Below are 14,533 nucleotides of genomic sequence, written 5' to 3'. Positions count from 1 at the left end.
TGGGCCGTCGCGAGCAGGCTCGCGGCTGCGCTCGTCAGACCAGCGTCAGCGCCAGCGCGATCGCGGCCGGCAGCGCCTGCAGCACCAAGATGCTGCGCTTGGCCGTGAAGCCGCCGTACAGCCCGACCACGATCACGAAGCCGAGCAGCACGCGGGTCGCCGGCACGTCGCCGGCGGTGGTGGCCCACACCAGCGCGCCTGCGAGCGCGCCGTTGTACACGCCCTGGTTGGCCGCGAGCACGCGGGTGGCCTCGGCTTGTTCTGCGCTCTGGCCGAAGCGGCGTCGCACGCCGGGCGTCGTCCACAGGAACGTCTCGAACACCATGAAGACGATGTGGAGGAACGCGACCAGCAGGGTCATCACGGTGGCGGCCATCGGCGACGATTCTTGAGCGATCGCTCAAGAATCGTCAAGCCCGCCGGGCCGAGCGTCGCGAACCGCCGAGCAGCGGCAGCTGCAGCGTGCCGAGGGTCTGGTCGGCGAGGCTGCGCAGGTGGGGGGCGGTGGTGCCGGCGCGGGCCAGCACGTGGATCGCGATCACCGTGCTCGACACCAGGGCCGCGCCGCGGTGGGCGTCGGGGCCGCCGCCCAGACACGCGGTGAAGAAGTGCTCCATCGCGGCCATGCGCGCGGCCACGAACGCGCGGGTCGGTGCGTCGAGGTGGGGCCCCTCGACGGCGGTGTTCACCAGCAGGCAGCCGCGGTGGCGTCGGCGCGGCGACGCGATGGTGTCGAGCCACGCGCGGATGGCCTCGGGCCCGGGGCCTCGCAGCAGTCCGTTGCGCTCGGCCTCCCGTGCGAGGTAGCGCTCGAGTGCACGACGAAAGCAGGCCTGCTTGCTGCCGAAGGCCGCGTAGAAGCTGCCGGGCTGCAGCGCCATCGCCTCGCACAGATCGCGGACCGAGCACGCCGTATAGCCGCGGTCCCAGAACAGCTCGACCGCTGCATCGGTCGCGATCTCGACGTCGAACTGTCGCGCGCGCGCCATCTCGGAGACATGTGACTTCGCGCCCGCGCGCGAGGTCGTTCGCGTCGTAACGCTAGCCCCCTGGCACGCGCGGAGCAATCCGATCGCGCAGGCACGGGCGATCGGCGTAGGCTTCGCGGCATGCGACGGATGATGGGCGTGCCGGTGTCGATGCTGCTGTTCGCGTGCGCGGACACCGGAGGTGGGGGTGACGTCGGCAGCGGCAGCTCGGGCCCGACGACGGGCGAGTCGTCGAGTGGCGGCCACGACGGCAGCACCGGTAGCAGCTCGGGCGGATCGTCCGGTGGTGCGGCCGACTCGAGCGGCGGCACGACCACCGGCGGACTGCCCGACTACACCGACTCGCCGTGCTACGGCATGCCGGCCTCGACGCAGGTCTACGATGGGCAGACCCACCAGATCTCGTCGGTCAGCGGTACCTGCCGCGCCGAGGGCGAGCGCACCTTCCTGATCGTCGCCGACGACCTCTGGGAGCAGGGCATCGATCAGAGTGACGTCGCCGGCTTCATGCATCGCTACGAGCTCTTCACGCCCGCGGGATCGATCGATCCGGAGAGGGGCGTGATCGTGAACGACGAGGCGGTGTTCGGCTCGCTCGATGCCGCGGGCCTGCCCGGGGGCAAGGTCGCGATCTTCGTGGTCGACACCAACGGCGGGGGTGATGGCTACCTGTGCAGCTGGTGCGACTATGCCCAGCTGCACCTCGACGGTACCGTGCTCACGCCGCTCGACGGCGACGACGCGCTGTCGATCGCAGCGCACGAGAGCTACCACATCATCCATCGCGGCTACGACGCCGACGAGGTGGCGTGGATCGACGAGAGCATGGCCGAGGCGGCGATGAGCGCCAACGGCTTCTTCACCGACGACGAGTGGCTCGACGACTTCCGCCTCGACCCCGACCAGGACTGGGGCCCCGGTGGCGTCGACTTCGGCACCTTCAACTATGGCGCGGGGCTGCTGTGGGGCACGTATCTCTACGAGCGCGGCGGCGCGCCCTTGATGACCGCGATCACGGCCGAGGCAGCCAACGACTGGGCCGGCCTCGACGCCGCGCTCGCCAGTGTCGGTGACGATGATGCCTTCACGGTGTTCCTCGACATGGGTGTCGCGATGATCGCCGACCGCCCCGAGCTCGGCTACGGCTTCGAGACCTTCGACGTCGGCGAGGTCGCGCGCGAGGGCGATCTCGTGGCGGGCGACGGGGCCACGGGCGCGGTGTACCCCGGTGGCTTCGACGTGTACCGCCTCATCGGTCCCGGCCCGCTGACGATCACCGCCACGGGCGCGGGCATCGGCGCGCGCGCGTTCACGATCACCGACACCATCACGGTGGTCGATCCGGTCGGCGGTGCTTCGCTCGAGGTCGGCGCGCAGGACGATGCGTTCGTGTTCGTCACCGCGGCCGCCGGTGGCATGTACACGCTCGACGTGCAGTGACGTCAGGCCGCGAGCCGATCGCGGTGGGCGAGGCCGGGCAGCACCAGCGTCGAGTCGCCGAACTCGTGCACCTGCAGGTCGTGGGCGAGCGCCCACGCGTGGGCGTGCTCCAGCAGCGATGCATCCGCGAACGCTCCGAGCAGCGCGTGGTGGCTGCTGCCAGGCTCGTGCACGCCCGAGAGCACGCCGTCGACGACGCGACGGGTGAACGTCGGCGAGATCCGCAGATCGGTGAGCCCCGAGCCGGCCCGCAGCACGCCGCCGTGCTGCGCCGCGCTGCCCTCGAGCGCGCGCACGACCGAGGTCCCGACCGCGACGACGCGGCCGCCCCGTGCCCGCGCGGCCGCGACCGCAACGACGGTGCTCGCCGGCAGGTCGTAGCGCTCGGGCAGCGGCAACCGGGCGTCGAGCGCGGGATCACCCGTCGCCGACAGCCCTGCGGCGTGGGTGAGCATCGCGACCTCGATGCCACGACGTCGCAGCGCCAACAGTGTGGCGATCGTCAGCGGTCGACCGGCCGACGGCATCTCGACCGACCACGGTCGCCCGGCATAGCTGGTCTGCACGTCGGACAGCGCGAGCGCGTGCGCCAGGTACGAGTACTGCACGGGTTGACCCCGTCGATACAGCAGCGACCAGACCGCTGCCTCCGGCACGTCGAACGCCAGCCACACCAGCCGCGTCGACGTGGGATCGACCGCGACCACGTGGGCCTGCACGCGCCCGTCGAGCTCGATGCGTGCGCCCAGCTCCAGCCGCGGCGGTGCCGGTCGGGCGTCGGTGTCGACGCGCCAGCTGCCGTCGCCGAACAGCACCGCGAGCCAGCGACCCTGCTCGGGCGGGCCCGCCAGGCGCAGCTCGATCGCGGCACCGTTGGCCCGAGCTTGCAGCGAGGCCGGCATCGTCGCGGCATCGTTGAGCACCACCAGATCGCCGGCGCGCAGCAGCTGCGGCAGCTCGCCCACGGTGCGTTCGAAGACCTCGCCGCTGGCGCTGTCGATCGCCAGCAGGCGCTGGGTGTCGCCACCCTTGTCGGGGGTACCGCGGGCCTTCATGTCGTCACCTCGATGTCGGCGGCCTGCAAGCGCACGGGCAAGGCGCGCTCGCTTCGGCCGAGCAGTGCGACGATGCGCGCGGCCACGTCGCTCGGGCGTGCCAGCGTGCCGCGGTCGGCGTCGGGGATCGCGTCGGCGTGCATCTGCGTGTCCATCTCGCCGGGGTCGATCGCGAGCACTCGCACCCCGGTGCCGTCGAGCTCCGCGGCCCAGATGCGCGCGAGGTGATCGAGGCCAGCCTTCGACACCGCATAGGCGCCCCAGCGCGGATACGGCTCGACCGCTGCGTCGGAGCTGATGTGCACCAGCGTGCCGTGCCCGCGCAGCACCATCGATCCGACCACGGCATGGGACAGCGCGAACGGGCCGATGAGATTGGTCGCCATCGTCGCGGCGAACATCCGCGGGTCGGTGTCGGCCAGCAGCTGCAGCGGCACCGCGCCCAGCGTGCTGGCGTTGTGCACCACGAGGGTCGCCGGCCCGAAGCGCGCCGCGACGCGAGCGGCGATCGACGGCGCCTGGGTGGGATCACCGATGTCGGCGGCGATCGCCAGCACCTCGCCGAACTCGCCGACCTCGCGCGCCGCCCGTGCCAGCGCGTCCTCGTCGCGGGCGAGCATGGCGACCTTCGCTCCGCGTCGTGCCAGCGCGTGCGACAGTGCCAGCCCGAGCCCGCGGCTCGCCCCGGTGACGATCGCGATCTCGTCGTGCATGTCCATGGTCATCGTCTCTCTCCTTCGAGACGAGGATGGTGCTGCGGTGCCAGCCCGGCAGCCGAGTGGTCAGCAGATTGGCCGATGGCCCACGGCTTGGCCGACACGCCGCCCGGCGCACCATCGACGCGCGTGCAGCCCGACTAGTACCTCGACACAGCGATTGTGGTGGGTCACTAGCGAACCGGCAGGCATGCCGCGGCGTAGTCGGCCGCCGCGAGCTCGAGCGCGCGGGGCTTGCCGTCGGCACCGACACGCAGGTCGTGGCCCGTCACCGCCGCGAGCGCGGCGACGGCGGTCTCACGCGCGCGCGCGACCGAGTGCTCGCCGGGCTTGGTGGCGCGCTCGACCAGGCTCGGGATCAGCGAGGCCTGCCCGAACGAGCGCGCCATCACGATGTAGCGCTCGGTGACCCACCAGAAGAACTCGTCGTCGAAGTGGGGCGCGGCGGCGGCGTAGCGCTCGACGAAGAACCCGCGATCGACTGGCTCGGCGGGGCGCTCGGCGAGCGGCACCGCCTCGAGCACCTCGAGCAGCGCGTCGCTGGCGACCACCACGGGCGCCTCCTCGAGGCCGTTGCCGGGGTAGCCGGTGAAGCGGCGCTCGAGCACGTCGCCGTCGTCGTCTTCGAGGCGCACGACGCGATGGAAGTCGCCGGAGCCCATCGCCGCGGTCAGGCTGAGTCCCTCCGACGGCAGCGTGACCTCGAACGCGTCGGACACCAACGCGACGCGCGAGGCCGCGAGGAGCGGATCGATCACGCGTGCGCCGACGCGACCGACGCTCGCGACGCCATCGGCACTGTCGCCGCGGTAGTCGAGCCGCGATACCGCCCAGTCGCGGTCGTCGGTGCGCTCGAGCTGCCACAGGTGCAGGCTGAAGCCGTGGCCGTAGCCACTCTCGATCACCACGCGGGTGATCGTGTCGGCGAGCGGATCGCAGGTGCGATGGATCTCGAGCCGGCTGGGCGAGCGCGCGGGAGTCCACAGCTTGCGCAGTCGGGCATCGACCGCGCGGACCACCGCGGTGGCGTGACGCTGGCAATCGTAGTGGGCGACGCTCGGACCGGGTGGCGTCGGCGGTGGAGCGCTCGGGATGCACCAGCGCGGCGTCGCGGGGTCGTCGTCGGCGGCCGCGATCGGAGCAGCCTCGGTCTGCGCGGGAGTGGTCTGCGCGGGAGTGGTCTGCGCGGGGGTGGTCGACCGGGGGGCGGCCACGACGGGCGTGCAGCACGGCAGCAGGAGCATCGAGGTGGCCAGGCGAAGACGCACGAAGCGAGGACAGCGGCTGGCGGCAAAGGTTCTCTCGGCCCCGCGGGTCGCGGGCACTTTGCACGATCGAAATCCTCGCCGCCGGGTCTAGCTGCGCATGAATCGACGACCATGGACGTGGGGGGTGCTGGCGCTCGCGATCGGCTGCGATCCGGTCGCACGCAGTCGCGGCGATGCAGACGAGTTCCGCGGGGAGGCGCTCGAGTGCGTCGATCCGGGCGCGGCGTATCAGACCTACGAAGACGAATACGCGCGCATCAGCTCGCCATCGCGGTTGGAGTCGCTCGGCGACGAGATCGAGCTCGACAAGGGCGGCACCACCGTGACGATCGACAAGGCGGCGACGTACGTCTGCCGCTGCGACGGCGGCTGCGGTGGCAGCGTTTGCCAGGTGAGCGCCGGCCCGATCGACGCCATCTGCACCGGCACCTGCGACGGCACCATCAGCAGCGATGGTCGGCCGTGCTGGGGCTGCGGCTGGCACCGCGCCGATCCACCGCCCAATCCGGCCGATCCCGGCTCGGGCCAGCTCGACCCCACCAACACCCCCGACCCCAAGCCGCCGGGCAGCGACCCCGGACCCGGCTCGGTCGACCCCACGTTCTGAAGCGGAGCCAGCACCCATGCGCTACACCACCTCGATCCTCCTCTCGATGTTCTTGGGCGGCCTCGGCTGCGCGGCGCTCGACGACGACGACAGTCTCGAGCTACGCGGCGGCAAGCTCGACGACGTCACCGAGTGCAGCGACGACGACGTCGTGCAGGTCGGCTCCCAGACCAAGACCTACGCCGTCAAGTCCACCACCGAGATCGTGCTCGCCGATGGCGTCGACTACGAAATCGATCCGAAGAACGGCGTCGTCTACCTCGACGACGGCGTGACCGGCTTCCAGTGTCGCTGCGCCAGTGGGTGCAGCGAGGCCCAGGCCTGCGAGGCGGGCGGCAGCGACCGCGTGCTCACCTGCAGCGGTCAGTGCTCGGGCATCTCCGACGACGGCCAGAGTTGCGGCGGGTGTCAGCTGCACACCGTCGAGGTGCCATCGCCCGGCGGCGGCGCCCCCGGTCAGCTCGATCCCAGCGAAGGCGGGCCGAGCAAGCCGCCGGGCACCGATCCGCCACCCGGCGAGCTCGATCCGGGCGCGTGACGCCAGCGTCAGTGTCGCTGCTGGCCGACGCCGAGGTTGCGCGCGCCGAACGAGAAGCGGCGCACGCGACCGACCACGCCCCGCAGATCGACCCGACGCTGCCGAGCCCAGCCGGCGCGAGTCAGCGCGAGCGTGAGCGCCATGCTCGTGGCCTCGCCGAGCGTCGGCTTGGCGTCGATCCACCGCTGCATGCTGTCGTGCAGCGAGCCGTCGTCGTCACCGTCCTGCTCGAGCGCGGCGATCAACGAGGCGCCGGCCTCGGGGTCGCCGACCATCATCGCGATGAGCACGGTCGCGGGTCCGAACGGCACCTCGTCGTCGTCGTGCTGCATGAAGACGTCGGCCTGATCACCGAGCGTGCTGCGGATGACGCGATAGACGTTGACGAAGCGCTTCACCGCGCGCGGCGATTTCTGCACCAACGGCACCAGGGCCTGCAGCGCCAGTCGCTCGCGCTCGCCGATCGAGATCGGCTGCACGCGGAGCAGCTCGTCGTCGGCGCCCGACTCGTCGTCCGTCGTCGGCGCGGCGGTGGGCTCGGCGGCGCCGGAGAACGCCTCCGAGATCGCCTCGACCGCGTTGCTCACCGCGGTACCGGCGAGGCTCATGAAGCCCGGCATGCCGCCGTCGTCACCCTCGCTGGACTCGACGTCGGGTCCCGGGACGCTGCCACCGCTCGGCTCGTCCTCCACGTCGGGGCCCGGGACCTCGGCCGGCGCGGTCTCGGCCTCGGGCAGGGGGCCGTCCGCGGGCGGCGGCGTCGAGCTCGGTCGCGGGCGATCCACCCACACCACGCGGGTCGGGTCGGCGCGCGGCAGCTCGATGCGCTCGCCCTGCGCGACCATGTCGGCGATGAGGTCGCGCGCCGACGCGGTGGTCATGCGCGGCACCCAGTACGGGATCTGGAAGATCTTCTCGAGGTAGTCGCGGGGGGTCGCGAGACCGTCGAACGCGCCCATCGCGAGCGTGTTGCCGGCGTTCGGGGCCGCGGCGGGTCGCAGCTGCTGGGCGTGCTGATCCTCGAGTGAGCCCACCAGCCAGCGCTCGTCGACGGCCACCACCACCACGAACAGCGGGAACGCCAGCAGCAGGTGCACCGCGCCCAGCACCTCGACCACGCGCTCGGGCGGGCAGCGATCCAGATCATCGATGTACAGCACGATGCGCTCGATCGTCGGGTGCATCGGCCAACCGATCTCGACGATCGCGAGCTCGCCGTCGAAGCCGATCTCGACCCGGCGGGCGCCGTCGTGATCGGTCAGCACCCAGCGGTCGAGGGTGGTGTCGTGCACGAGTCGCTCGCCCCGCAGCGGCGCATCGCGGCGCAGCAGCTCGGCGAGACGCGCGGGAATCATCGCGGGTCGCAGGCCGTCGACCAGGCGCTCCGGCACGCGCCGACCCAGGCGGCCCAGCTCGTCGCGGGGGCCCCCGAGCGGCTCGTCGTCGACGGAGCGCAGATCGATCTCGTAGGGCGCAGGGTGCTCGTCACCCTCGATCGGCTCGCAGCAACTGAAGATCGCGCAGCGCCCGTCGGGTGCGAACGCTCGCACGCGGTCGCCGGACCGCTCGACTCGCACGACCTCGAACGGTTCGGTCGCGTCGGGCTCGAGGCGATGCAGCATGTCGAGTAGGTGCTGCGGCGCCTGGGCCAGTGCGAGGCCGGTCACGTGATCGCGTGGTAGGCGGTGGGTGTGCGGCCGCACCAGTCGGCCGAGCCGCTCGAAGTCGCGTCGCACCAGCGCGGGCAGGCCGAGGTGGCGGCGGTAGTCGCTGCTGGCCGCGCGATCGGCCAGGAAATCGGCGAGCTGCTCACCGGGGTACAGCCGCGCGATCTCGTCGCGCAACGAGTCGACGCGCGCCCGCTCGGCGTCGTGCTCGGCGCGGGCCTGTTCGACCGCCATCGCGTCGTCGCGCAGGCGCTCGAGTGCCTCACGATCGACCTCCTGCTTCGAGCGCTCGAGCTCGAGCAGCCCCTCTTGGAACGCCTCGATGGCGGCGAGCAGCGCGTCGCTACGGCCGAGCGCCTTGCGCACCCACGCCAGCAGCAGCGGCATCGCGGCGGCCACCGCCGCGAGATCGGGCAGCCACTCGAGCTGGCGCGCCAGCAGCAAGCCGCCGATCACGAGCACGATCGCAGCCATGAGCCACCACGCTGCCGGACCGGTGAACAGCGATCGTGCCGCCCGCAGCGAGTCGGGCATGGCCTTGATGACCGCGGTCGCGCGGCTGCTGCGGAGCACGATCGCGTCCCACAACTCGCGCGCGGCCGCGATGCCGAGCGTGCCCTCGATCTCCGCGATCGGTCGCTTGAGCTTGGCGTGGCGGCGGAGGATCTCGATCTGATAGGCGAGCGTGCGCTCGCGGGCCGCCTGCTCGCGGCGGCGCATGTCGAGCCGCGCTTGCGCCAGCTCGAGCGCCTGCTTGGCATCGTGGCGGCGGTTCTCGGCGTCGTCGAGGCGGTGCAGCAAGCTCTCCCACTGGCGCTGCTCGAGGCCGGGCTCGTCGATCACGTGGGCGTGCAGCCGATCGAAGATGTGCGCGACCAGGCTCGCCCACAGATCGACCTCGACGTAGTTCCACGCGTTGAACTCGACCTGCACCACGTGGCCCACGTACGCCGGTGGCGGCACGTCGTCGCGCTCACGGCGACGGCGGGTGGCGGCCGCGAGCTGCTCGATCCGCTCGCGCAGGCGTCGCATGAAGTAGCTCTTGCCCGAGCCCCACTCACCGAAGAGCCCGATCGACAGCGGCGGATCGATGCCCTCCGAGGCAATCAAGCGCGCGAGCGCATCGACCTCGAGCGTGAAGCCGAGCACGTCGGGGCCGTCGAGGCCGTCGCCGCCGAAGCGCGCCACGCTCGACGCGACGACCATCGGATGCTGCGGCGCGGCGGGGGTCCGAGTCTCGTCGGGCTCGCGCGCGGGCGCGGGTCCGCTGGCCAGCGCGACGCGGACGTCGGTGAACTTCTCGACGATGTGGCAGCCCTCGACCGCGAACACGCCGGTGAGCAGATCGCGACCGCGGAGGGTCGCATCGCCGCGGTTCGCGGCGTGCCGCGCGGCGTGGACCAGCGCGAGCGCGGCATGGGACGACAGCGGCGGTACGCGCTCGCTGGCGACGTAGGTTGCCGAGCGCTGCTCGGCGAGCTCGCTGCCGTGCAGCCGCGCGAGCATGGCGTCGCGCGAGACGCCGGCTCGATCGAACGCCGCGCGGGCGGGACTCGCCTTGGCGTCGTAGAGCGCGACCATCAGGTGCTCGACGTGGACGTGTCGAGCATCGCCGCGTAAGCGATCGGCCAGCCCCAGCACCTCGCGGGCCGCGTCCGAGAACGCGAAATCGGCCAGCAACCGCGGCACCAGGCGGAGCTCACCGTTGCTGCGCGCGTGTCGTCGCAGCGCGCGGTGCGAGCCGATGCGTCGCGCGCTCGGGCTACCGGCGGCGTACATCGCCTCGTCGCCGTCGTGGCCGCGCTCGAGCCACCGCGCGGCCTCGCCGAGGTCGCCGAGCCGACGGCCGGCGGCACGGAACACCGCGTCGTCGAGCTCGCGTTGGTTGTCGGCGAGCGGTCGATCGCGTTCGCCGTCGAGCTCGAGCGCGAGTGCATCGTCCAGCCCGCGCCGTAGCGCCTCGGCCGAGAGCCCGAACGGCGCGAGACCGCCGTGCACGAGCTCGCCGGGTTGCTCGAGGAGCGCGCGGGCGAGGAAGAGGTCGTCGAAGACGCGGTCGGTGTCGTCGCGGGCGGCCCGGGCGATGGCTTCGCCGACGCCGACGTCGATGGTGGGCTCGCCCTCGGCCGGCGTGACCTCGTCGACGCGAGCACGCACGCGCGCGAGCATCGGCGCGAGGTTGGGCTTGCGCACCAGCGACGCGAGCGCGCCCACGAGCGCACCGGCCGTGCTGACATCCCTGGCGCCGAAGCCGATCTTCTCGTGGTCGTTCCTGTCGAACGCTCGATTCGCGCGGGCGATGTCGGCCTCGAGCGTGGCGGTCGCGGGCCCGTCGATCCACTCCAGCCCGAGGTCCTTCGCGAGTGATCGCAGTGTTCGCGGTGCGTCCATGCCCAGGTTGCACCAAGCCTCGCGCGGCCGGACCCGCGGGGTCAAATGATCGGATGGTCAGGTGCGACGGGCGAGTCGACGACCGAGCGCACCCAGGCCGAGCAGCGCGACGCCGACGAGCCAGGTGTGCCACGGGATGAACACCGCGACACCGATACATGCGAGTAGGCCGAACACCGCAATCGCCCGCGGAAACCGACGCTCGTGGGCTGGCAGCCGCAGTGCCGCGAGGTTGGTGATGCCGTAGTAGACCAACACCGTGAACGCGCTGAAGCTCCACGCCGCGTGCAGATCGCCCACCGCGACGAGCACCGCGATCGCGGACCCGGTGGCGAGCACCGCCCGCACCGGCGATGCGTGGACGCCCTCGACCGCGGCGAGCCCGGTCGGCAGATCGCCGCGCCGCGCCATCGCCAGCACCACCCGCGACACGCCGAGCAGCAGGTTCAGCACCACGCCGGCCATCGCCGCGACCGCACCGACGGCGACCACCGTGGGTAGCCACGCCGGTGCGATCGCGGCCGCGACCGCCTCGAGCGGGGCCGCGGTGTCGCGGGTGTGTGCCGCCAGCCCCGGGGCCCCGAGCGTGGCGATCGCGACCCAGGTGACGGCGGTGTACAGCAGCGCCGACAGCCCGAGGGTCGCGAGGATCGCCCGCGGGATGTCGCGCGCCGGCTCTCGGATCTCTTCGCCGAGGGTCGCGATGCGGCCGTAGCCGGTGTACGCGACGAACATCAGCGCGGTGGCGTGCAGCAGCGACGCCGCCGAGCCGGCGCGCAGATCGTCGAGCACGCCGGGATGGACGCCGCGCGCGAGCGCGACCGGCGTGCCGGTGGCGACCAGTGCTCCGAGGGCCAACACGGTGGTGCCGACGATCACCGCGTTGATGCGACTCGAGCGGCGCATGCCGCCGGCGACCGCGAAGGTCAGCAGCGCGACGACGCCGAGCGCGAGTCCGCTGCGGGGCAGCGCGCCGTCGTGGCCGAGTCGCTGCAGCACGTGGGCGGCGAGCGCGAGCGCAGCCGCGGCGGCGCTCGCCGACTTGGCGCACAGGAACATCCACCCCGCGGTGAAGCCCCAGGCGGGCGACAGGTAGCGATGGCCGTACTCGTAGGTGCCACCGCTGACCGGGTGGGCCGCGGCCAGCTGCGCGCTCGAGAGGCCGTTGGCCGCGGCGATGCACGCAGCCAGCACCACCGCGAGCAGCACCGCCGCGCCGGCGATCTCGGCGGCCAGTCCGATGCTCACGAAGATGCCGGTGCCGACGATCGAGCCCAGGCCCATCGCGATGGCGCCGGGGATCCCGACCACGCGCCGTAGCCCCGCGCTTGGGCTCATCGACGCCGGCTCGAGGGTCGCGGCTGGGGCGGCTGCGGCTCCTTGCACAGCGCAGCCAGCAGTGCATCGGGGTGCTCGAACCATGGTGGATGCGGCGCGTGCTCCACCTCGATGGCCAGATCGACCAGCGTGCCCTGGGTGACGCCGTCGGCGGTCGGAACGTGCGCGTAGATGGGGTCCTCGAGCGCCTCGTCGAGGGAGATCCACTGCACGCCCAGGTCCTCGTACGCCTGCAGCAGCGGCTCGATCATCTCGGCATCGAACGCGCCGACGTGCAGCAACAGGATGTGCGCCACCGGGCGGCCCCAGATCTCTCGGCTCGCGGCCTCGTTCCACTGCAGCACGCGGATGGCGTGGCGCAGGAACGTGTCGCGCAGCGCCTGCACGGCGGTGTCGTCGTGGTTGGCCAGACAGCGCACGTAGGGCGGGTTGAACGCCCAGTCGTAGAAGTCGATCGTGACCTCGGCGACGCGATGCCGGGTCTTCGCGAGGTGCTCGCGGATCGCCGTGGTGGTGGCGCGATCGGTGCCCTCGAAGAGGTAGGGATAGCGGAACACCCGCCAGCGATCGTCGCCCATGAGCGGCGCGAGCACGGCCTCGTTGGCGTCGATCTCCTTCAGGTACGCCGCCAGGCCGATGTCGCGCAGCCGCGGATGCGAGAAGGTGTGATTGCCAAGCGGCTGGCCGGCGGCGACCCACGCGGCCAGCGACGCGCGCTCGTCGTCGCCGTCGGCCTCGCGACCGCCATTGATGAAGCCGTACACCTGCGGCACGTGGTGGGCCGCGAACGCCGCGAGCAATCGCTCGTGCACCTGCAGCCGAGTGACGCCGGGGGGACGCGGGCCGTGCGAGGGCAGATCGTCGACGGTGATCGCCACGCGGATCGGCTGCGGCGTCGCGTCGGTGGGCGCCGGCGTCGGGTCCACCGTCGCGCGTGCTGGCATGGCCACCACCATGCTCGACGGCGTGGTGGTCGATGGGGACGCCGTCGCGCGGTGGCAGGCGACCAGCGCGAGGGCAGCGAGTGCGAGCGAGGCAAGACGCACGTCCCGCACGCTACGCGCCCGCGCGGGCGACTGTCCACACCGCGAGCCGGGGCCGACGCGCGCGTGACTTCGGTTGGAACACGAACGGGTGCGTGTCGACCACGTTCCTCGCTCGTTCGCGCGGGGTCAGGTTGTCAGGCCCGCTGCGATCCTCCATGCTCGGCACCATGCGCAACGTCGCGACCTGGATGGTCGGTTGTTCCCTCGTGCTCGCCGCGGGTTCGCTCGCGCAGGCCAAGCCCAAGCGTTCGAAGGCACCGGCCGAGGTCGTCGAGGCGGCCCCGGAGCCCGCCGCAGGCACCATCGCGGCGGCGGCCAAGGAGGATCCGGTGCTCGCCGCACAGCTCGCGCGGCTCGACGCCGAGGTGCGCACGCGCATCGAGGCGATGACGACCGAGGCCTTCGACGCCGCGTTCATGACGCCCGAGCACAGCCGGACCTACGAGCAGGAGACCGTCGTGGCGCTGATGACCGCGGTGCAGACGGTCGGTGAGGCGGCCGGTGCCAACCCCGAGCTCGCTGCGCTGGTGACCCAGCTCCCGGCCCCGCTGCGTGCCCGCATCGAGGCCATGCCGATGCCGCGGTTGCAGGCGCTCATCGAGCAGGGCCCTGCCGCCGCGAGCCCGGAGGACCGCGAGCTGCTCGAGGCCTTCGATGCCGCCGCCGGGGCTGCCTTCGAGGCCCAGCTGAGCTACCAGCACGGCAGCATCGCGCTGCCCGATGCCGGCGCCACGCTCGAGCTCGGCGAGGGCTTTCGCTTCCTCGGGCCGGACGACGCCGAGCGCGTGCTGACCGAGGCGTGGTCGAACCCGCCGTCGGACGCCAAGCCGCTCGGGATGATCGTGCCCGCGGGCATGGGTGTGTCGGCGCGCGACGGCTTCGGCGTGGTCGTGACCTACGTCGCCGACGGCCACGTCGACGACGACGACGCCGAGGACATCGACTACGACGAGCTCCTGGCACAGATGCGCACGCAGGACGCCGCCGACAACCGCGCGCGTGAGGCCGCCGGCCTGCCGTCCCTGACCCTCGCCGGCTGGGCCAAGACGCCGCACTACGACGCCGAGCACCACCGGCTGTACTGGGCCCGCGAGCTGCACACGCCCGACGCACCCGCGACGCTCAACTACGACGTGCGCGTGCTCGGTCGCACCGGCGTGCTGTCGCTGAACGCGGTCGGCACCATGGACCAGCTCGAGCAGATCGATCCCGCGATGGAGACGCTGCTGGCCAAGGTCACCTTCGAGCAGGGCGCGCGCTACGACGACTTCGATCCCGACATCGACCAGGTCGCGGCGTACGGCATCGGTGGGCTCATCGCCGGCAAGGTGCTGCTCAAGACCGGCTTGCTCGCGGGCCTCTTCAAGGTCTTGCTCGCGGGCAAGAAGCTGCTGCTGCTGCTGGGCGCTGGCATCGTCGCCGCGGTGGGTGCGATCTTCCGCAAGCGCAAGGCTTAGCAGCGCGCGGCCGCTCGCCGC

The 14,533-nt window shown here is 72.3% G+C and carries 12 protein-coding genes; 4 read left to right on the top strand and 8 right to left on the bottom strand.

Features of this window, described 5'->3' with window-relative positions:
* Positions 1-34: 34 nt before the first annotated feature.
* Positions 35-376, bottom strand: coding sequence for a DUF1304 domain-containing protein (locus tag IPH07_33940; GenBank protein ID MBK6922441.1), 342 nt, complete (start codon positions 374-376; stop codon positions 35-37).
* 34 nt (positions 377-410) lie between these two features.
* Complete coding sequence (locus tag IPH07_33935; GenBank protein MBK6922440.1) at positions 411-989, bottom strand: helix-turn-helix transcriptional regulator; 579 nt, start codon at positions 987-989, stop codon at positions 411-413.
* 120 nt (positions 990-1,109) lie between these two features.
* Here IPH07_33935 and IPH07_33930 point away from each other — a divergent pair, with 120 nt between their 5' ends.
* The gene (locus tag IPH07_33930; protein MBK6922439.1) at positions 1,110-2,429 is read left to right on the top strand and encodes a hypothetical protein; all 1,320 of its coding nucleotides are present in this window, start codon (positions 1,110-1,112) and stop codon (positions 2,427-2,429) included.
* Positions 2,430-2,431: 2 nt separating this feature from the next.
* Here the strand turns inward: IPH07_33930 and IPH07_33925 are convergent, their stop codons facing one another.
* The 3 genes from IPH07_33925 to IPH07_33915 form a co-directional block, all read right to left on the bottom strand.
* Positions 2,432-3,484 carry an S-adenosylmethionine:tRNA ribosyltransferase-isomerase gene (locus tag IPH07_33925; GenBank protein ID MBK6922438.1) on the bottom strand — a complete coding sequence of 351 codons (1,053 nt, stop codon included), beginning with the start codon at positions 3,482-3,484 and terminating at the stop codon, positions 2,432-2,434.
* Positions 3,481-4,203, bottom strand: a complete 723-nt coding sequence (locus IPH07_33920; GenBank protein MBK6922437.1) for an SDR family oxidoreductase — start codon at positions 4,201-4,203, stop codon at positions 3,481-3,483. Before IPH07_33920 ends, IPH07_33925 begins: the two co-directional genes overlap by 4 nt.
* Before the next feature lie 170 nt (positions 4,204-4,373).
* Positions 4,374-5,414: a hypothetical protein gene (locus IPH07_33915; GenBank protein MBK6922436.1), complete on the bottom strand. Its 1,041-nt coding sequence runs from the start codon at positions 5,412-5,414 to the stop codon at positions 4,374-4,376.
* A 151-nt stretch (positions 5,415-5,565) separates the two neighbouring features.
* Here IPH07_33915 and IPH07_33910 point away from each other — a divergent pair, with 151 nt between their 5' ends.
* Positions 5,566-6,075: a hypothetical protein gene (locus IPH07_33910; GenBank protein MBK6922435.1), complete on the top strand. Its 510-nt coding sequence runs from the start codon at positions 5,566-5,568 to the stop codon at positions 6,073-6,075.
* Positions 6,076-6,091: 16 nt separating this feature from the next.
* Positions 6,092-6,613, top strand: a complete 522-nt coding sequence (locus tag IPH07_33905) for a hypothetical protein (protein MBK6922434.1) — start codon at positions 6,092-6,094, stop codon at positions 6,611-6,613.
* Positions 6,614-6,621: 8 nt separating this feature from the next.
* Here the strand turns inward: IPH07_33905 and IPH07_33900 are convergent, their stop codons facing one another.
* From IPH07_33900 to IPH07_33890, 3 genes are read right to left on the bottom strand one after another with little or no spacing between them, the layout of a single operon-like run.
* Positions 6,622-10,671 carry a hypothetical protein gene (locus IPH07_33900; GenBank protein MBK6922433.1) on the bottom strand — a complete coding sequence of 1,350 codons (4,050 nt, stop codon included), beginning with the start codon at positions 10,669-10,671 and terminating at the stop codon, positions 6,622-6,624.
* 57 nt (positions 10,672-10,728) lie between these two features.
* Positions 10,729-12,009 (bottom strand): APC family permease, encoded by a 1,281-nt coding sequence (locus tag IPH07_33895; GenBank protein MBK6922432.1) that lies wholly within the window; start codon positions 12,007-12,009, stop codon positions 10,729-10,731.
* Positions 12,006-13,055, bottom strand: coding sequence for a polysaccharide deacetylase family protein (locus IPH07_33890; GenBank protein MBK6922431.1), 1,050 nt, complete (start codon positions 13,053-13,055; stop codon positions 12,006-12,008). The genes IPH07_33895 and IPH07_33890 overlap by 4 nt, the downstream gene beginning before the upstream one ends.
* Before the next feature lie 155 nt (positions 13,056-13,210).
* Here IPH07_33890 and IPH07_33885 point away from each other — a divergent pair, with 155 nt between their 5' ends.
* Entirely contained in the window at positions 13,211-14,512 is a 1,302-nt protein-coding gene (locus IPH07_33885) for a DUF2167 domain-containing protein (protein ID MBK6922430.1), read from the top strand.
* Positions 14,513-14,533 lie beyond the last annotated feature (21 nt).

Source organism: Deltaproteobacteria bacterium (assembly GCA_016709225.1).
Lineage (GTDB): Bacteria > Myxococcota_A > Polyangia > Nannocystales > Nannocystaceae > Xiheibacterium > Xiheibacterium phototrophicum.
This window is presented reverse-complemented; position numbering and strand designations above follow the sequence as displayed.